General features: G+C 62.1%; 18 protein-coding genes, 1 tRNA gene and 1 pseudogene. 7 read left to right on the plus strand and 13 right to left on the minus strand.

Going from position 1 to position 17,231, the window contains the following annotated elements:
• Together EOA78_RS15675 and EOA78_RS15680 are read left to right on the plus strand one after the other, a co-directional pair.
• Positions 1-194: uracil phosphoribosyltransferase (locus EOA78_RS15675; protein WP_281034049.1), on the plus strand; the 194-nt coding region annotated here is incomplete at its 5' end.
• A 107-nt stretch (positions 195-301) separates the two neighbouring features.
• Positions 302-865 (plus strand): TIGR02281 family clan AA aspartic protease, encoded by a 564-nt coding sequence (locus EOA78_RS15680; protein WP_127315900.1) that lies wholly within the window; start codon positions 302-304, stop codon positions 863-865.
• A 78-nt stretch (positions 866-943) separates the two neighbouring features.
• Here the strand turns inward: EOA78_RS15680 and deoA are convergent, their stop codons facing one another.
• Genes deoA through EOA78_RS15710 form a run of 6 tightly spaced genes read right to left on the minus strand, consistent with a single transcriptional unit; the run spans position 944 to position 7,188 of the window.
• Positions 944-2,263: a thymidine phosphorylase gene (gene deoA / locus EOA78_RS15685; protein WP_127315901.1), complete on the minus strand. Its 1,320-nt coding sequence runs from the start codon at positions 2,261-2,263 to the stop codon at positions 944-946.
• Positions 2,263-3,081, minus strand: a complete 819-nt coding sequence (locus EOA78_RS15690) for a purine-nucleoside phosphorylase (RefSeq protein WP_127315902.1) — start codon at positions 3,079-3,081, stop codon at positions 2,263-2,265. The genes deoA and EOA78_RS15690 overlap by 1 nt, the downstream gene beginning before the upstream one ends.
• A 13-nt stretch (positions 3,082-3,094) precedes the next feature.
• Complete coding sequence (cdd, locus tag EOA78_RS15695) at positions 3,095-3,487, minus strand: cytidine deaminase (protein ID WP_127315903.1); 393 nt, start codon at positions 3,485-3,487, stop codon at positions 3,095-3,097.
• A gap of 59 nt (positions 3,488-3,546) precedes the next feature.
• The gene (locus tag EOA78_RS15700) at positions 3,547-4,518 is read right to left on the minus strand and encodes an ABC transporter permease (protein WP_127315904.1); all 972 of its coding nucleotides are present in this window, start codon (positions 4,516-4,518) and stop codon (positions 3,547-3,549) included.
• 1 nt (position 4,519) lies between these two features.
• Positions 4,520-5,659 (minus strand): ABC transporter permease, encoded by a 1,140-nt coding sequence (locus EOA78_RS15705; RefSeq protein ID WP_127315905.1) that lies wholly within the window; start codon positions 5,657-5,659, stop codon positions 4,520-4,522.
• Positions 5,656-7,188 carry an ABC transporter ATP-binding protein gene (locus EOA78_RS15710; RefSeq protein ID WP_127315906.1) on the minus strand — a complete coding sequence of 511 codons (1,533 nt, stop codon included), beginning with the start codon at positions 7,186-7,188 and terminating at the stop codon, positions 5,656-5,658. Before EOA78_RS15710 ends, EOA78_RS15705 begins: the two co-directional genes overlap by 4 nt.
• Positions 7,189-7,504: 316 nt before the next feature.
• Between EOA78_RS15710 and EOA78_RS15715 the strand changes: the two genes are divergently transcribed.
• Positions 7,505-7,714 (plus strand): SlyX family protein, encoded by a 210-nt coding sequence (locus EOA78_RS15715; RefSeq protein WP_127315907.1) that lies wholly within the window; start codon positions 7,505-7,507, stop codon positions 7,712-7,714.
• Between the two features lie 68 nt (positions 7,715-7,782).
• On the opposite strand, the gene EOA78_RS15720 is transcribed toward EOA78_RS15715, so the two are convergent.
• From EOA78_RS15720 to EOA78_RS15730, 3 genes are all read right to left on the minus strand, one after another.
• The gene (locus EOA78_RS15720) at positions 7,783-8,772 is read right to left on the minus strand and encodes a BMP family ABC transporter substrate-binding protein (RefSeq protein WP_127315908.1); all 990 of its coding nucleotides are present in this window, start codon (positions 8,770-8,772) and stop codon (positions 7,783-7,785) included.
• A 208-nt stretch (positions 8,773-8,980) separates the two neighbouring features.
• A complete protein-coding gene (gene msrA, locus EOA78_RS15725; protein WP_127315909.1) occupies positions 8,981-9,643 on the minus strand; it encodes a peptide-methionine (S)-S-oxide reductase MsrA in 663 nt (220 codons plus the stop codon).
• A gap of 49 nt (positions 9,644-9,692) precedes the next feature.
• Positions 9,693-10,010, minus strand: coding sequence for a hypothetical protein (locus EOA78_RS15730; protein ID WP_127315910.1), 318 nt, complete (start codon positions 10,008-10,010; stop codon positions 9,693-9,695).
• Positions 10,011-10,434: 424 nt separating this feature from the next.
• Here EOA78_RS15730 and EOA78_RS15735 point away from each other — a divergent pair.
• Positions 10,435-10,524: transfer RNA gene (locus EOA78_RS15735), tRNA-Ser, on the plus strand.
• Between the two features lie 77 nt (positions 10,525-10,601).
• Here EOA78_RS15735 and EOA78_RS15740 read toward each other — a convergent pair.
• Both EOA78_RS15740 and EOA78_RS15745 read right to left on the minus strand, forming a co-directional pair.
• Positions 10,602-10,976: a VanZ family protein gene (locus EOA78_RS15740; RefSeq protein WP_127315911.1), complete on the minus strand. Its 375-nt coding sequence runs from the start codon at positions 10,974-10,976 to the stop codon at positions 10,602-10,604.
• A 1,017-nt stretch (positions 10,977-11,993) separates the two neighbouring features.
• Positions 11,994-12,890: an RNA ligase family protein gene (locus tag EOA78_RS15745; RefSeq protein WP_127315912.1), complete on the minus strand. Its 897-nt coding sequence runs from the start codon at positions 12,888-12,890 to the stop codon at positions 11,994-11,996.
• Positions 12,891-12,961: 71 nt separating this feature from the next.
• Here EOA78_RS15745 and EOA78_RS15750 point away from each other — a divergent pair, with 71 nt between their 5' ends.
• Positions 12,962-13,150 (plus strand): DUF3606 domain-containing protein, encoded by a 189-nt coding sequence (locus tag EOA78_RS15750; protein WP_127315913.1) that lies wholly within the window; start codon positions 12,962-12,964, stop codon positions 13,148-13,150.
• 36 nt (positions 13,151-13,186) lie between these two features.
• Here EOA78_RS15750 and EOA78_RS15755 read toward each other — a convergent pair.
• Positions 13,187-13,573: pseudogene (locus EOA78_RS15755) on the minus strand (hypothetical protein).
• Positions 13,574-14,420: 847 nt separating this feature from the next.
• On the opposite strand from EOA78_RS15755, the gene EOA78_RS15760 reads away from it, so the two are divergent.
• Positions 14,421-15,125 (plus strand): outer membrane protein, encoded by a 705-nt coding sequence (locus EOA78_RS15760; protein ID WP_127315914.1) that lies wholly within the window; start codon positions 14,421-14,423, stop codon positions 15,123-15,125.
• A 324-nt stretch (positions 15,126-15,449) separates the two neighbouring features.
• Here the strand turns inward: EOA78_RS15760 and EOA78_RS15765 are convergent, their stop codons facing one another.
• Complete coding sequence (locus EOA78_RS15765; RefSeq protein ID WP_127315915.1) at positions 15,450-16,340, minus strand: LysR family transcriptional regulator; 891 nt, start codon at positions 16,338-16,340, stop codon at positions 15,450-15,452.
• A gap of 118 nt (positions 16,341-16,458) precedes the next feature.
• Here EOA78_RS15765 and EOA78_RS15770 point away from each other — a divergent pair, with 118 nt between their 5' ends.
• A complete protein-coding gene (locus EOA78_RS15770; RefSeq protein WP_127315916.1) occupies positions 16,459-17,184 on the plus strand; it encodes an SDR family oxidoreductase in 726 nt (241 codons plus the stop codon).
• Positions 17,185-17,231 lie beyond the last annotated feature (47 nt).

Below are 17,231 nucleotides of genomic sequence, written 5' to 3' on the forward strand. Positions count from 1 at the left end.
AGCTGAAAGGACGCGGCGCCACCAACATCCGCTTCCTCTGCCTGCTGGCGGCGCCAGAGGGCCTCGAACGCTTCATCAAGGCGCATCCCGATGTTCCGGTCTTCACCGCTTCCATCGACCGCAAGCTCAACGAGAAAGGCTATATCATGCCGGGCCTCGGCGACGCCGGAGACCGCATGTACGGGACCAAATGACCGTGCCACTCGTTTACCGATCGTTTACGCAAACGGCCGCTTTCCGCATCTGTTAAAGCGGCAAACACCATGTCGCTATAAGCATGGGCCTTCACGAAGGCCGGTCCATGCTGCGCAATCTTCTCATCCTCGGCGTGCTCGCCGTAACATCGGCGTCGTTCCCGATGCTCTATCAGTCGAATCCGCAGATGTTCGATGGCCTGCTGAAATCGGCAGTCGGGACCAGGCCGGCAGTCGAAACGCAAACGGACCTGAAACTTGCGACGGTTCCTGACAAACCGGTGACGCCGCAGCCGCTCGGCCGCAAGGTCGTGGTCGCCGCTGACGTGCGCGGGCATTTCACGTCGGCGTTCAAGCTCAATGGTCGAACGGTCGACGGCATGATCGACACCGGCGCGACGCTCGTCGCAATCAACAGTTCGACGGCACGCAGGATCGGCTTTTCGCTGAACGCGGCCGACTTCAAACACGAGGTAAACACCGCCAACGGCGCGATCAGGGCTGCCCTGGTGACCGTCGATCGGCTGCAGATCGGCAAGATAACGGTCGACGGCGTCCAGGCGGTGGTGCTCGACGACAAGGCGCTGCGCACCAACCTGATCGGTCTGAGCTTTCTCCAGCGGCTTGAAAAGTACCAGGTCGAGAACGGCGCGCTGCTGCTCGTCCAGTGAACCATGATCCCGGAAAAGTGGAAACCGGTTTTCGGAACGATCATGGTCCAACAAGAAGGTAGAGCCTTGCTGACCGGATCACCCGCGCGGCAGTATCCGCCGGATGACGGTTTTTTCCGCGGGCGGCTTTGAAGCACCGATCGCATAGGCCGAAAGCACGGCGGCCGCGGCCGCTTCGGCATCCGCGGGATTGCGGGCATGTACCAGCGCCAGCGCCTCACCGGGGCGCACCTCCGCGCCGACCGGCAACAGCCGGGTGATGCCGACCGCATGGTCGATCCTGTCGTCCGGCCGTATGCGCCCGCCGCCAAGCCCGACGACGGCGAGCCCGATGTCGCGGGTCGCGATGCCGGTGACGAAGCCGTGTTCGGTCGCCTTGACCGCAAATTCAGTCGCCGCCTTCGGCAGGTATTTTTCCGGATTCTCGACGAAATCTGCGGGGCCGCCCAGCGCCGCCACCATGCGCGCGAAGACGGCGGCGGCACCGCCGCCGGCAAGCGTCTCGGCGGCGCGCCGCATGCCGTCCTGGTTGGACGACACCAGCCCGGCAGACTGCAGCATGTCTGCGGCCAGTGCCAGCGTCACATCCTCCAGGCGCCGGTCGCGGAAGCGGCCGGTGAGAAAATCGACGGCGTTGCGCACCTCGACCGCGTTGCCGGCTGCCGACGCCAGCGGCTCGTTCATGCCGGTGACCAGTGCTGAGGTCTTCAGTCCTGCGCCATTGGCGACTTCTACCAGGCTGTTCGCCAGTGTTGTTGCGTCGCGTGACTTTTCCATGAAGGCGCCGTTGCCGACCTTTACGTCGAGCACCAGCGACTGCAGGCCGGCGGCCAGCTTCTTCGACAGGATCGAGGCGGTGATCAGCGGCACCGATTCGACAGTTCCCGTCACGTCGCGGATCGCATAGAGCCGGCGGTCGGCGGGCGCGAGATCGGCGGTCTGGCCGATGATGGCGCAGCCGGCTACGAGCACCGCCTTGCGGAACCCCGCAACATCCGGCTGGCTGATATAGCCGGGGATGGCATCCATCTTGTCCAGCGTGCCGCCGGTATGGCCGAGACCGCGGCCGGAAATCATCGGCACATAAGCGCCACAGGCGGCGACGATCGGCGCCACCATCAGCGAGACATTGTCGCCGACGCCGCCTGTCGAATGTTTGTCGGTGACTGGGCCCGGCAGGTTCGACCAATCGAGCACGTCGCCGGAGTCGCGCATGGCCAGCGTCAGCGCCACCGCCTCGTCGCGGCTCATGCCGTTGAAGAACACCGCCATGGCGAAGGCCCCGACCTGCCCGTCCGAGACGGCGCCTGCGGTCACGCCTTCGATGAAGCTGGCGATCTCCTGCGTCGACAGCTTGTGGCCGTCGCGCTTGCTGCGGATGATTTCCTGGGGAAGCATCAGGCCGGGACCTTACGCTCCGGCAAGCCATCGTGGAACACACGCTGGAGGATCGTCGCCAGACGCGCGCCGCCGACCGGCGCCATGTCCTTGGTCTCCTCGTGCGAAAGCTCCGCCCCGGTCATCCCTGCTGCAAGGTTGGTGATGACCGAGCAGGCGGCGACCCGCAAGCCGAGGAAGCGGGCGAGAATGACCTCCGGCACGGTCGACATGCCGACGGCGTTGGCGCCCATGACGCGCGCCATGCGGATCTCGGCGGGTGTCTCGAAGCATGGCCCGGAAAACCACATATAGACGCCCTTGTGCAGGGCGGTAGCCGTCGCCTTCGCCGCCGTCTCGATCGCCGCGCGAAGGCCGGCATCATAGGCTTCGGTCAGGCCGACGAAGCGGCGGTCGCTTGGCTCGCCGATCAGCGGGTTGGAGCCGGAGAAATTGATGTGGTCGGTGATCAGCATTACCGAGCCCGGCCCCATGTCCGGATCGACCGAGCCGGCAGCATTGGTGAGTATCAGGTTCGAGATGCCGAGGCCGGCGAGCACCTCCAGCGCCGGCCGCATCGCGGCCGCGTTGCCGTGCTCGTAGTAGTGGGCGCGGCCGGACAGCATCAACACTGGTGTGCCGGCGAAATGTCCCGCCACCACCTCGCCGGCATGGCCGGTGACGCCGCTTCTGGGGAAGCCCGGCAATTCGGCATAGGAAATGCGGACAGGATCATCGACCTGGTCGACAAGCCCGCCAAGGCCCGAACCCAGCACCAGCGCGGTGGCGGGCGCCAGCCCGTCCAGCCTTTCGACGAGACGATCAAGCGCTTCCTTCATTTCAACCAGCTCTTCATTTCAACATGTCGCCCTGAAAGCCGTAGGGCAGCATGTCGCCCATGGTCACGGTCTCGACCACGCCGGCATTGTCGCAGAGATAGAGTTTGGTTTCCGGCCGGCAAAATTCGGCCAGCCGCTGCCGGCAGCCGCCGCAGGGCGAGCATTTCGCCGTGCGCTCGGCGATCACCGCGATCTCCGTTATCCTGCCGCCGCCGGCCATGATGTAGTGGCCGAGCGCGGTGGTTTCGGCGCACCAGCCTTCCGGATAGGACGCGACCTCGATGTTGGCGCCGGTAAAGACGCGGCCGTCCTCGGTGCGCAGTGCCGCCCCGACCGGAAACTTCGAATAGGGCGCATAGGCCTTGGCCATGGCCGCCTTGGCCGCTTCGAACAGATCATGCGACATTTAGTTTTTCCCTCGAATGATCCCGTCCGAAAACCGGCTTCCACTTATCGTGGCCATGCTCAGCGTTCCTTGACATAGGGCACGCCGCCGGCGCGCGGCGGGATCGCCTTGCCGATGAAGCCGGCGAGCAGGATGACGGTGAGAATATAGGGCAGCGCCTGCATGAACTGCACCGGCACCTTGCCGATCAGCGGCAGCGGCGTGCCCTGCAGGCGGATCGACAGCGCGTCGAGGAAGCCGAACAACAGGCAGGCGAACATGGCGTTGACCGGCTTCCATTTGGCGAAGATCAGCGCGGCAAGCGCGATGTAACCCTTGCCGGCGGTCATATCCTTCACGAAGCCGCCATTCTGCACCATCGACAGGTAGGCGCCGGCAATGCCGGTGAGCACGCCGGTGCAGATCAGCGCCCGGTAGCGCAGCCAGGCGACCGAGATGCCAGCGGTGTCGACCGCGGCCGGGTTCTCACCGACCGCGCGCATGCGCAAGCCGAAGCGGGTACGGAACAGCACCCACCAGGTGAACGGCACGGCGAGGAACGCGACATAGACCAGCACGGAATGGCCGGAGATGAGTTCCGAATATATCGGGCCGAGGATCGGCACCCCCCTGAGCGCATCCGCACCGGGCCAGATGATCGCCCCGAACCGCTCGCCGGGCGCAAGCGCCGGCGTACGTCCTCCTTGCTGGAACCAGGCCTGGCCGAGCATGATCGTCGATCCGGCGGCGATGAAATTGATCGCCACGCCGGAGACGATCTGGTTGCCGCGATGGGTGATTGAGGCAAAGCCGTGGACCAGCGCGAAAGCGACCGAGATGAGGATGGCCATGCCGAGGCCGATATAGGCGGAATGGAAGACGGAGGCTGCGGCGGCACCGGCGAAGGCGCCGACCAGCATCTTGCCCTCGAGCCCGATGTCGAAAATGCCGGCCCGCTCCGAATAGAGGCCGGCGAGGCAAGCGAGCAGCAAGGGCACCGACAGGCGGATGGTCGAGTCCAGAACCTGGATGATGGCGTTGAACATGTCCATCTCAGGCACCCTTCCCCTTGATCGCTTCCATGCCGACAGATCTCGGGCTGAGCGAGGCGAACAGTGCCTGGACATAGGGTCGGAACATGTGCTCGAGCGCGCCGGCGAACAGGATGACCAGGCCCTGGATGATGACGATCATGTCGCGGCTGATCGCCGGCATCTCGAAGGCGAGTTCGGCGCCGCCCTGGTAGAGCATGCCAAACAGGATTGCCGCCAGCACGATGCCGACCGGGTGCAGGCGCCCCATCAGCGCCACCGCGATGCCGACGAAACCGGCACCCGAGACGAATTCAAGCGCGACATTGTGCTGATCGCCCATCGTCGGATTGAGCGCCATCATGCCGGCGAGCGCGCCCGAGATCATCATCGCGACGATGATGATGCGGGTTTCCGAAATGCCGGCATAGCGCGCCGCTCTCGAGCTGTGGCCGTAGGTGCGCATCTCGTAGCCGAGCCTAGTGCGCCAGATCAGCACCCAGACCAGAAAGGCCATGGCCAGCGCCAGCAGGAAGCTGATGTTGAACGGCGCCGAACGGATCTTGGCGCCGAACAATTCGATGACCCAGTTGAGCTTCGGCAGTTGCGCGCCTTCTAGGAAGGTACGCGTCTGCGGCGCCATCGAATTGGCCGGCTTCAAGAATCCGACCAGTGCGTAGACCATAACGCTGGCAGCGATGAAATTGAACATGATGGTGGTGATGACGATGTGCGAACCGCGCTTGGCCTGCAGATAGGCCGGGATCAGCGCCCACAGCGCCCCCATCGCCGCGGCGGCGATGATCGCCAGCGGGAAGGTGAGCCACCAGGGCAGCACGCTGTCGAAGCCCAGACAGACGATGCCGATGCCGAGACCGGCGATATAACCCTGGCCCTCGCCACCGATGTTGAACAGGCCGCAATGCGCCGCAACCGCCACCGACAGCCCGCTGAAGATGAAGGTGGTGGCGTAGAAAAGCGTAAACGCAATGCCTTGCCCACGGCCGAAGGCGCCCTCGACCAGGACGGCGGCAGCGCGGAACGGATTTTCGCCAACCAGAAGCACGACGAAGCCGGCAACGACGAAGGCAACGGCGAGATTGATCACCGGGATCAGCCCGAAATCGGCCCAGGCCGGCAGCTTGGCGTAAGGCGTGCTCATTCCGCCGCCTCCTGGCGCTCGACGCCGGCCATCAGCAGGCCGAGCTCGCCTTCGGTCGCCTCCGGTCCGCGCTCGCCGACGATGCGGCCGGCAAACATCACCAGGATGCGGTCGGACAGCGAGCGGATCTCGTCGAGCTCGACCGACACCACCAGCACCGCCTTGCCCTGGTCGCGCATGGCGATGAGCCGCTTATGGATGAATTCGATGGCGCCGACATCGACGCCGCGCGTCGGCTGACCGACGATCAGCACGCCCGGATCCTGCTCCATCTCCCGGGCCAGCACGATTTTTTGCTGATTGCCGCCGGAGAAATTGGCGGTCTTGAGCCGGCAATCCGCCGGACGGATGTCGTATTTGGTAATCTTGTCCCTGGCGTCGTTGCGGATCGCGTCGATGTGGAGGAACGGCCCCTTCAGATATCGTTCGTCGTCGTGATAGCCGAGGATCGAATTCTCGTTCTCCTCGAAGGCCAGCACCAGCCCGACATGATGACGGTTTTCCGGCACATGGGCGAGACCGCGGTCGCGCAGCTCGCCGGGATCGGCGGCCCCGGTGAGATCGATCGGCTTGCCGTCAAGCATGACGGAGCCCGAGACGGCGCGCCTGATGCCGGAAATCGCCTCGAGCATTTCGGATTGCCCGTTACCGGCGACGCCCGCGATGCCGACGATCTCGCCGGCGCGCACATCGAAGGAGATGTCGTCGACCATGGTGACGCCGCGGGAATCCTTTACTGTCAGGTTCTTCACCGCGAGCTTGACCCCGCCGGCTTCCGCCTCGCCCTTCTCGACCCTGAGCAACACGCGGCGCCCGACCATCAGCTCGGCCAGTTCCCCGACCGTGGTCTTCGTGGTTTCCCTGGTCGCCACCATCGTGCCTTGGCGCATGACCGAGACCGTGTCGGTGATCGCCATGATCTCGCGCAGCTTGTGGGTGATCAGCACGATCGTTTTACCCTGCTCCTTCAACTGCCTCAGGATGCGGAACAGATGGTCAGCTTCTGCGGGCGTCAGCACGCCCGTCGGCTCGTCGAGGATCAGGATCTCGGCGCCGCGATACAGCGCCTTGAGGATTTCGACACGCTGCTGCAGGCCGACCGGCAACTCCTCGATGATCGCGTCGGGATCGACCTCCAGCCCGTATTCGCGCTCGAGGCGTTCCAGTTCGGATCGCGCCTTGGCGATGCTTTTCTTCAGCAGTGCATCGCTTTCGGCGCCGAGAATGACGTTTTCCAGCACCGTGAAATTGTCGACCAGCATGAAATGCTGATGCACCATGCCGATGCCGAGCGCGATGGCGTCGTTGGGCGACTTGATCGACGCCGGCTGGCCGCCGACGCGGATCTCGCCGCTGTCGGCCTGGTAGAAGCCATAGAGGATCGACATCAGCGTCGACTTGCCGGCGCCGTTCTCACCGACAATGCCGTGGATGGTGCCGCGCACGATCTCCAGATTGATGTCGCGGTTGGCGCGCACGGCGCCAAAACTCTTGTTGATGCCGATCAACTCGATTGCGGCTTGCGCCATGCAGCCTGTCCCACTCTGATTTTTTTATCGCTTGGTCAAAACGCCTAGCATGACGCCCCGTCTGTGCCAATTGGCCGGAGCAGCGTTCACTCTCGACAAATCACCGCGCGCTTGTCAATTTCGAACGTGGCCGCGGCCTTCACATCGCTATCGCATCAGCCTGAAAATTGCGTTGGATTTTCAGCAGCACGACGCGAAGATTGTAAGGCTTAGAGCGTATTTTCGGCGTCCAATTGGACGCATGTCGCTCTAATGTCGCGAATCCCGAAATTCGCATCTCTTGAGAGTTGCGCAGCAAGAAACCGAGGTTTTTCAGATGACCATGCCCGCCGACCGGCTGACGACGCTGGAAATCCGCGCCGCCGAGCAGGAGAAGACCATCGAGGAACTGTCCGGCCAGATCGCCGAGCAGTGGAAGGTGATCGAGCGCATGCAGCGCAAGCTCGATGCGCTGACCGACCGCTTCCTGGCGCTGGAGGATCAGGCCGCACCCGACGTGCCGGTGACCAAGCCGCCGCATTGGTGAACCTACTGAGAAAAGCAAAACCGCCGGGCTTTCACCCGGCGGTTTCGATCAGATCGGCAATCTCACGATCAATAGGGGCAGGCATTGTCCGACATGTAATCGTGCACCTTGATGGTACCGGCGATGATGTCGGCCTTGGCTTTTTCGACCGCCGCCTTCATCGCGTCGTCGACAAGCGCCTTGTTGTTGTCGTCCATGGCATAGTCGACGCCGCCCTCCTTCAGGCCGAGATCGTTGATGCCGCCGGTGAACTTGTCGTTCTTGGCGTCCATGAAGGTATTGTAGACGGCGACGTCGACGCGCTTGACCATGGAGGTCAGCACCTTGCCGGGCTGCAGGCCGTTCTGGTTGGAATCGACGCCGATGCCGAGCTTGCCGGCGTCGGCCGCCGCCTGCAGCACGCCGACACCGGTGCCGCCTGCCGCCGCGTAGATCACGTCGGCGCCCTGGTCGATCTGCGTCTTGGCGATCTCGCCGCCTTTGGCCGGATCGTTCCAGGCTGCCGGCGTGTCGCCGGTCATGTTTTGGATGACATCGGTCGCGCCGGCCGCCTTGGCCCCGCCGACATAGCCGCAGCCGAATCTGCGGATTAGCGGAATGTCCATGCCGCCGACGAAGCCGACCTTTTTGGTCTTCGAGGCCATCGCGGCCATCACGCCGACGAGGTAGGAGCCTTCCTGCTCCTTGTAGACGACGGAGCGGACATTGGGCTTGTCGACGACCATGTCGATGATGGCGAATTTGGTCTCTGGAAACTCGACGGCGATCTTCTCCAGCGCATCTGCCCAGGAGAAGCCCGCCATGGCGATCGGATTACGGCCGTCCTCGGCGAAACGGCGCAGCGCCTGCTCGCGCTGGGTTGCGTTGCTGACCTCGAATTCCACATAGGCAATGCCGGTTTCGGCCGTGAACTTTTCGGCGCCATTGTAGGACGCCTCGTTGAACGACTTGTCGAACTTGCCGCCGAGATCGTAGAGAAGTGCTGGCTGAATGTCCGCGGCGAAGGCCGGAAGAACCATTGCAGTTGCGGCCAGGAGGCCGAGAACGATACGTTTCATATGATCCACACCCTGTCGGTTATTTTTTCCGTTATGCACCGCCTGCCAAACCGGTTCTCCGGCAGGCATGCGACGTCAGACAGGAGTGTCGTCCTCCCGCTTCCGGGCAATCTGGCACGGCCCGAAACAAAATTCACGCGGAATTTTGACCTTTGGAAAAGCGTGGCGCCGGGATGCGGCGCCACGGATCATCGTCTCGCCAAAGGCCTCAAGCGGAGGCGGCCGCCGGGATGGCGCAGGTGACGCCGGTGCCCTGCAGATTGCAATAGCCGTAGGGATTCTTCGCCAGATATTGCTGGTGGTCCTCCTCGGCGAAATAGAACTCCGGTGCCGGCGCGATCTCGGTGGTGATCCTGCCGCGGCCGGCGCCGTGCAACGAGGCCTCGTAGGCGTCGCGCGACGCGATCGCCGCCTGGTATTGCGCATCACCGAACGTGTAGATCGCCGAGCGGTAGGTGGTGCCGACATCGTTGCCCTGGCGCATGCCCTGCGTCGGGTCGTGGCTTTCCCAGAACAGCTTCAGAAGCTGTGCATAGGAGACGATCCTCGGGTCGTAGACGACGAGCACGACTTCGGCATGGCCCGTAAGGCCGGTGCAGGTTTCCTGATAGGTCGGGTTGGGGGTGACGCCACCCGCATAGCCGACGGCCGTGACCCAGACACCCTCGACCTGCCAGAACAGGCGTTCTGCGCCCCAGAAGCAGCCCAGCCCGAACATCGCCGTCTCCAGCCCCTCGGGATACGGCCCCTTGAGCGGCCGCTTCGAGACGAAGTGCTTGGATGCCGTCGGGATGGGCTTGGCGCGGCCCGGCAGCGCCTCGGCAGGCTTCGGCAGATTGAGCTTCTTGTTCAGCATGTCGCTGAGAAACATGTGCGGTCTCCCTTTCTCTTTGTTTGGGGACGCTGGAAAGTTATCAAGTCTAGGCAAACCGCCCGCTCGGCCGCTCCCGCCTGTAGCCGATCATATAGAGAACGAAGGCAAGCACCGCGAACACGGCGAAGCCGGGCTGGTTGAGCACCCAGGCGATGGCGCCGTCCCATAGCAGCGGACTGGCCTTGTCGCGGACGAAGCTTTCGAAGGTGCTTCGCGTATCCGGCGAGACGGCCAGCCAGCTCGTGTTGAGCGGGGTCATGACCAGCGCGGAGGCCGCCACCGAGCGTGTCGCGTCGATCACCGCCATGATGACGGAAACCGAAAGCGCAACCAGTGCCGCGAGACGGAAGACGAAGCGGAACATCCAGACCTTACCTCCCCGGAAGCTTATCAGAAATGTCTGTATCGGCCTGATATATAGGATCTGCCCGCTTTATCCGCAATCGCGACAAGCGAAGTTGAACCCACGCCGCCGGTTTGCGCCGCTGAGGCGCCAGTCGGCAAAGACACCGCCGCCGATCGCGGCGATCGGTTACCAAGGCAGCACTGATGGCATGGACAGAGCATCCCCGTCCGACAAAGCGAATAGAGCGCCGTTATGTCTTGGCATTCGGCACCGGATCGACTAGATGAGCCCCGCGCCTGTTGCTTTGACGGCTCAGGTGCGGGGAAAGGGTGTCCGCTGGTTGACGGCGCCCACGGTGCGGAGTTGCGGACCGGAATCCCCGAAGGGAGACGCATCTCCCCAACCCGCGCGGCGAAACCGGCCGCGGCGAAAATGCTAAGACGGAGAGGTGGCCGAGTGGTTGAAGGCGCACGCCTGGAAAGTGTGTTTACGGGAAACCGTAACGCGGGTTCGAATCCCGCTCTCTCCGCCATTATTATAACGAAAACAAGTGTTTAGCGCCGTATTTGGTTTATTTGGCCACACCACTAACCTGGGCCAACGGGCGACCTATGGCAGCCCTCCAGCGAGCCACTTTGTCCAGCTTGCGATTGTGATCCCGCAGGCCATGCCAGCACAGTCGGCAATCCAGTCGAATACATCCGGACCGCGCCCTATCAGTTGCGCGCCCTGAACAACTTCAATCGCCACGCCCGAAAATGCGAGGAGAACAATCAGCTTTGTCTTGTGTTCCGTCCAGCCGAGACTTCCCAAGGCCGCCAAAACGGTGAATGCGGCGACGTGGATGAGCTTGCCATGATGCGTGAAGGTCACTCCCAAATTCTGCAGGAGCCACTCCGGAAAAAGGGCGAGCAGGAGAACGCCGGCCAACGCGACAAGGAAAGCAACCCTTGCCGCGATCGGATATGAACCTGCGCGCAACAATATAGGTCAGCCCCTTCATCCGAAGTCCAGAGGTCACGGCCAGCACGAGGTGGTCCAGAGCTAAGGCAGATTCTCAATCTCTACCCTCCAACGGAGCGGCGCATCGGCCGAACAGATGAAAGACGCGCGCCTCTGGTGGAGCGCGCGGGCATTCCACGACCAACGCATCGGGCCAACGGGATGACGCCTATGCCCAGGAGGGGAGAAGGACTGTGGGAGCATCCGAGTCAATCGGAAGATCCAGTACGCAGAAAAATCAGCCGGCCAAAGCTGGAATTAAATTACGGTGACATAAATTACGGTGATAGTGCACTTTTTGCCATGTTTGCTCGGCTGTGTGTAGATTGAAAGCATGCCTCGACTTGCATTGCCGCAGCCGATGTCGGCATCTGGGCGGCCGGTGGGCAGCGAAGCACTTCTGGACCGGATTGCCGAGCACCGGAAAAGCCGCGAAATCGGGAAACATGCCGCCGCATACTGGACCGCCCATCGGTGAGGCGCTGATGATCAAGCAAGCCTAACGGCGAATACGGTTCAACTTGTCCACGAGCGCCATCGGGAAGCTGAAGGTCTGATACATCATCCCGATGGCCGGAGGCGGCTTTGACACCGGTTGAGCATCTATCTACACCGCCCGCTCACTTGTACGGAATTAACCAATTTTGGTAGCCGGGAACAAACGGTCAACGACTCGCGTTTCTTGCGCGAGGCCGGACTCTCGTTCCCTTGGTCTGGCTGTGAAGGCCCACTATCTTTTGCATGGACAGCGGGCCTCGAAGGTTCGCAAATGCCGCGCCGGCGTTTCACTCGCACCTGCCTCAGCCCTCACGATTTGGCTATTTGTGAACGCGTCTTTGATCAGGTTTGCGCAGATGAACTCATCGACCCTTTTGGCCGGGATGCTGAAGCCTTAGCGGTGACGATTGTCGCAATCTTTCGGAACGTAACTACCAACGAGCGCGAGCTGCTCGAGGAAGTCAGGTCTCGTCGACGCTCAAAGAGCGCAGACAAGGCGCACTAGCTCTCGTCACTGAAACCCAGCAGCGACGCCTGGCGTATGTGGGTGTGGTCGCCACGGAGATGCTTGACGCGCAGCCTTACACCAGGCCTGACCCATTGGGTCGCCGGCCGTTTCTTCATGGCCTCTGGCGGCGGCCCGGCATGCTCTCGAACCCGTTTCAACAGCCGCTCCTTCATGTCCTGGCCCAAGGTGATGAAAGCGGTACCGAGATATTTCCCAGTTCCTGGCTGTGCCAAAAGGGCGAAGGCTGCCTTGCCAGGCTCGCGCTCGATGCCCAGCAGTTCGAATTCGTCGACCGTGAAGCTCTTGGTCTTCAGCCAGTTCGAGGTCGGGCCGCTGCGGTATTTGCTGTCGGCGCGCTTCGAGACAATTCCCTCAAGCTCGACCTGCTCGACGAGATAGAAGATCGACTTGGCCTCACCAGGCATGGCCTCGCTGAACTGGATCCGGCTGTTCGGCTTGATGATGCCGCAGAGAATTTCGCGGCGCGCCTTGCAGCCGATGTCGCGCAAATCATGGCCATCCAGGTGCAGAATGTCGAATGCGCAGAGGTACATGCCATAGGGATTGTTGTGGACGGCGTTCTGGAGCGCGCTGAAGTCGGGCATACCGGCCTTGTCGGTGACGACCGCCTCGCCGTCGATGATGGCGTTCTTGACCTCAAGCTCCGTCGCCGCTTCCACGATGCCCAGATATTTACGCGTCCAGTCCTTACCGGTTTCGGCATAGACGCGGATATCCTCGGGGCCGTTGATGATGATCTGGGCACGATAGCCGTCGAGCTTGATCTCATGAATCCAGTCGTCACCCTCGGGCGGCTTGGCCACCAGCTTGGGCTCCATCGGGAGGATGAACTCTAGCCGGCCGGTGCCGGCCACTGCCTGCCTACGCATGGAACCTAGTCTAGGTCACCGGCGTATATTAGCCATAGTGAATATGACGAAATTCCAAAAGGACGTGCGATATGGCAGACGACAAAAGCAAACGCGACTTTCGCGACCGCAACAAGATATCGGCGAACGACGATTATGAGGTGAACTTTTTCGCTCTGCAGAACAACATCACGCCAGAGCAGGTGCGCGAGCTGATCCGCAAGCACGGCAACGATCGGGCGACCCTGACCGCCGCCGCGAAGGCATTGCCGGCACAATGATGACCAAACTCTCGGAGGCGCGAGCCTTTTGGTGGCTCAGCACATCTCGACGCCGTCTAGCGTGGAACCGCAGGTGTTCCCGAGACTGAGCGCGCCGATTTCGGCGGAGAAAACCACGAAGGCAAAGATGAGCACGCTGACAGCGACGATCATGGAGCCGGTGGCGACGATCGGCTCAAGGGCTGGATTTCCATGCAGCATCACGTAAAGAGCCATCACGACCAGGCCAAGATTGTAGACGCCGGGACCATCGCAATCCTGCGGGCGGCTTTTGTCGGGTTCAGAGCGTAGTACCCACCGAATATTGCACTTGTCACCCATCCCAAGAAGGTTGATGTGCGCGTGGCACCGTGATTGCCTGAAATTGCCATCTGCAGGCTGGCTAAGGAAGACGATCGCTGCCTTGAAAAAGAGATCCGAGATTTCGGCATGTCATGTCCTCCCCAAGCCGTTGCTGGCGGCCCGGCAGCCTATGGGGGTGACCGGCCAGCCACCGGGCCTAACCGGCTTGCGCCGGCTGACGAAAACATGCGCTCACGCTAATGTAATTGCAACATCGAGATGCCGGTGCGCACAGCGAGGTTGACGATCTCGACTCCTGTCCCAAAGGCTGGTTGGCGGGTCATCCCGTGAAGACGATGATCTCCTTCGCACCGCCGACTCCAGACAGTGGAATTACGGCGACAGTGCACTGTTTGGCTGTTCGCTCGGCTGTCGCTGTAGATTGACCGTATGGCTCGACTTGCATTGCCGCGCCGCCGATTTCGGCATCTGCGCAGCCGACTGGCAGCGAAGTAATTCTGGGCCCGGCAAACCGGACAGCCGTGAAATCGGAAAGACGCGGCAGGCGGGGATAGAGATGGTGCACTGTCACCGTAATTCCCGTAATTCCCGCCGACTCGGTAGGCCTATCAATTTAGATCGTCAAAGCCGGCAACCCAGCGATCGCGTTTCTCTAAAGTCGGACTAACCGGCCTTTCGCTTTCAGGTACGGATCGCCACCGTACTGCTCGGCGTCTGAAGTGCAGATAACGCCTGCCTCCTTCCCGCCGCACTTCGAGCAAGCACACGCGCTGCTGCAATTCACGTACGGCGACTCCTCGGCGGCCAGGACGCCGGCAAGAGTCATGCGAGCAAAACAGGAACCAGGATCACCGCCACAACTGAACCGTGCATTTTGCTTCCGTGTGTTGCGCCGCAGTTACAGTTCAGCCTCAACCTGTGTGTTATTCAACTTTTGGTGACTTCCTTTCAACACAGGCATCAGTCCATGAAGAAAATCGCATTTGCCACTACGCTCCTGCTCGGTTTCAGCGGTGCGGCCTTGCTTGCGGCTCCGGCCTTCGCGGCCGATGCAGTTGTTTACGAGCCCACGGCGCCCGTCGCTGTTGCTTACGACTGGAGCGGCTTTTATGTCGGTCTTCAGGGCGGCTATCTCTGGGGGCAAGCAGAACACAGCTACTCCAACGGTGCGCCAAGTGACGATTCCGATCCCGATGGCTTCATTGGTGGCGTCCATGTCGGGTACAACTGGCAGTCCGGCGCTTTTGTTTACGGTGTCGAGGGCGATTTCGAAGGCGGTGACGTGGAGGGCAGCTTCGAAAATGCTACCGGAGCGACTTCTGTTGGAACCAGCGAATTGAACTGGCAGGGCTCGATCCGCGCAAGGCTCGGCTACGCATACGACAACGCACTTCTCTACGTTACTGGCGGCTGGGCGATTGGCGATTTCGACTTCGGTGGCGGCCCGTTCCCGCTTCCTGCCAGTGGGGGCTATTCGGATACGCTCAACGGCTGGACAATCGGTGCCGGCGGCGAGTGGGCCTTCAACGAACATTGGACCGCGCGACTGGCGTATCGGTATACAGACTTCGGAGAAGCCTCAGGCAACTTAGCTCCGGGATTCCCGGATGTCGATATGCCGGTTGACCTAACCACGCACGCGGTGAGGGTCGGCGTCAGCTACAAGTTCTGATCCTTTGGGACGCAAGGAAAACCCCGGCCCAGCGGCCGGGGTTTTCGTTTGGGCTCGATTGGCCATCACCGCCTCAAGATCCGAACCGCCCTACACCAATGTAACTGCAACATCGAGATGCCGGTGCGCAGCGAGGTTGACGATCTGGACTCTCATCCCAAAAAAGGTGGTGGGCTGGTTGGCGGACGGTGAAAGGAAGTCGCTTGCGATGTGCAGCATGTCGCGTCCAGTGCGAGACAGAATCGCCGGGAGCGGAAAGCAAATTCGGTTCGCTCCCGCTATTTGAAAAGGACTGCAATGGCGCGATCGCCCGCGCGAAAAACGCTAGCCAAGACGCCGCAGGTGATCGACAAGGGCGCGCAGCTTCGGCGCTACGTTGCGACGGCTCGGAAAATAGAGGTAGAAGCCGGGAAAGCGCGGGCAATACTCCTCGAGAACTGGCACCAGTTCGCCCCGATCGATCCACGGGCGAAAGCTCTCCTCCATGCCGAAGGTGATGCCGGCGCCGGCGATGGCGAGCTTTATCATCAACGCCATGTCGTTGGTCGTGATCTCCGGCGCAACGGCGACGCTGAACTCCTTGCCGCTTTCTGCAAATTCCCAACGGTAGGGCGCGACCTTCGGCGCGCGGCGCCAGCCAATGCAGCGATGGCCGGCGAGCTCCCTCGGATGCGAAGGCGCCCCGAACCGATCGCGATAGGCCGGCGCGCAGACGGCCAGCTGCCGCTCGTCACCGGCGACAGACACCGCGATCATGTCCTGCTCGATCACCTCGCCGAGCCTGACGCCGGCATCGTATCCCCCGGCGACGATGTCGAACTCCTCGTCCGTCACCGTGATGTCGATCTGAACCTCGGGATTGGCTTCGGCAAAGGTCGCCAGGAACGGCCCTGAAAGAAAGCGCTCGGCGATCGACGAGACCGCGAGCCGCAACTGCCCGCGCGCACGCCCGCGCATATCCCCGGTGGTCTCCATTGCCGCGCGCATGTCGGCAATGGCGGGCGCTATCCCGGCGTGGAGGCGTTCGCCAGCCTCGGTCAGGCTGACGCTTCGCGTCGTGCGCTGGACAAGCGCGATACCGAGCGTCTCTTCCAGCCGCTTCATCGTCTGACTCACAGCCGAGCGGGTGACGCCCATGCGGTCCGCGGCCGCACGAAAGCTCCGCTTTTCGGCCACAAGGGCGAACACCGCAAGCGCATTGAGATCCGGCTGCATTGGTTAGCTATGCTTTCCACGCTGTGAACAAATGGTCGTCTTATCGCAACAGTGAAACAAATCCATCTTCGTGGCAACCGCGTGCATGGCGGCAGGATCAACCAGACGGAGACGAAACATGTCCCTCAACAAAGTTGTGCTCATTACCGGGGCTTCGAGCGGCATTGGCGCCGCCATCGGCCGGGAGCTCGGCGCTGCCGGAGCAAAGGTCATGCTCGGTGCGCGCCGCACCGATCGGCTGGACGCACTCGCAGAAGAGATCAGGGCAAAGGGCGGAGATGCAATGACACGCCGCCTGGACGTAACCGACCGCGCCGATGTCGCCGCCTTTGCCGAGACGGCGCGCCAGGTCTGGGGACGCGTCGACGTGATCGTCAATAATGCCGGCGTCATGCCGTTGTCGCTGATGGCCTCGATGAAGGTCGATGAATGGGACCGGATGGTCGACGTCAACATCAAGGGCGTGCTCTACGGCATCGCCGCGGTGCTGCCGGAGATGACGGCCCGAGGTTCCGGCCATGTCGTCAACATCGCCTCCATCGGCGCGCTTTCGGTGTCGCCGACAGCCGCGGTCTATTGCGCGACCAAATACGCGGTGCGCGCCATCTCCGATGGCTTGCGGCAAGAGCACGACAACATCCGCATCACCTGCATCCATCCCGGCGTGGTCGATAGCGAGCTCGCCGACACGATCACCGATCCGGTCGCGGTGGAAGCGATGAAGACCTATCGCGCCATTGCGCTGCAGCCCGACGCGATCGCCCATACCGTGCGCTTTGCCATCGAACAGCCGGACGATGTCGACGTGAACGAGATCGTCATCCGGCCGACAGCCAGCAAGTAGGGAGGCAGAAATGGGTTTTCGTTTTCACACCTCGTCGCGCGATCGCA

Origin of the sequence: Mesorhizobium sp. M5C.F.Cr.IN.023.01.1.1 (genome assembly GCF_003997585.1) — a bacterium.
Taxonomy (GTDB): Bacteria; Pseudomonadota; Alphaproteobacteria; order Rhizobiales; family Rhizobiaceae; genus Mesorhizobium; species Mesorhizobium wenxiniae.

Bases quoted from the DNA above. Each gene is read 5' to 3' on its own strand.
- EOA78_RS15680 (WP_127315900.1), top strand. From the start codon at position 302: ATGCTGCGCAATCTTCTCATCCTCGGCGTGCTCGCCGTAACATCGGCG.
- deoA (WP_127315901.1), bottom strand. From the start codon at position 2,263: ATGCTTCCCCAGGAAATCATCCGCAGCAAGCGCGACGGCCACAAGCTG.
- EOA78_RS15690 (WP_127315902.1), bottom strand. From the start codon at position 3,081: ATGAAGGAAGCGCTTGATCGTCTCGTCGAAAGGCTGGACGGGCTGGCG.
- cdd (WP_127315903.1), bottom strand. From the start codon at position 3,487: ATGTCGCATGATCTGTTCGAAGCGGCCAAGGCGGCCATGGCCAAGGCC.
- EOA78_RS15700 (WP_127315904.1), bottom strand. From the start codon at position 4,518: ATGGACATGTTCAACGCCATCATCCAGGTTCTGGACTCGACCATCCGC.
- EOA78_RS15705 (WP_127315905.1), bottom strand. From the start codon at position 5,659: ATGAGCACGCCTTACGCCAAGCTGCCGGCCTGGGCCGATTTCGGGCTG.
- EOA78_RS15710 (WP_127315906.1), bottom strand. From the start codon at position 7,188: ATGGCGCAAGCCGCAATCGAGTTGATCGGCATCAACAAGAGTTTTGGC.
- EOA78_RS15715 (WP_127315907.1), top strand. From the start codon at position 7,505: ATGACCATGCCCGCCGACCGGCTGACGACGCTGGAAATCCGCGCCGCC.
- EOA78_RS15720 (WP_127315908.1), bottom strand. From the start codon at position 8,772: ATGAAACGTATCGTTCTCGGCCTCCTGGCCGCAACTGCAATGGTTCTT.
- msrA (WP_127315909.1), bottom strand. From the start codon at position 9,643: ATGTTTCTCAGCGACATGCTGAACAAGAAGCTCAATCTGCCGAAGCCT.
- EOA78_RS15730 (WP_127315910.1), bottom strand. From the start codon at position 10,010: ATGTTCCGCTTCGTCTTCCGTCTCGCGGCACTGGTTGCGCTTTCGGTT.
- EOA78_RS15745 (WP_127315912.1), bottom strand. From the start codon at position 12,890: ATGCGTAGGCAGGCAGTGGCCGGCACCGGCCGGCTAGAGTTCATCCTC.
- EOA78_RS15750 (WP_127315913.1), top strand. From the start codon at position 12,962: ATGGCAGACGACAAAAGCAAACGCGACTTTCGCGACCGCAACAAGATA.
- EOA78_RS15760 (WP_127315914.1), top strand. From the start codon at position 14,421: ATGAAGAAAATCGCATTTGCCACTACGCTCCTGCTCGGTTTCAGCGGT.
- EOA78_RS15765 (WP_127315915.1), bottom strand. From the start codon at position 16,340: ATGCAGCCGGATCTCAATGCGCTTGCGGTGTTCGCCCTTGTGGCCGAA.
- EOA78_RS15770 (WP_127315916.1), top strand. From the start codon at position 16,459: ATGTCCCTCAACAAAGTTGTGCTCATTACCGGGGCTTCGAGCGGCATT.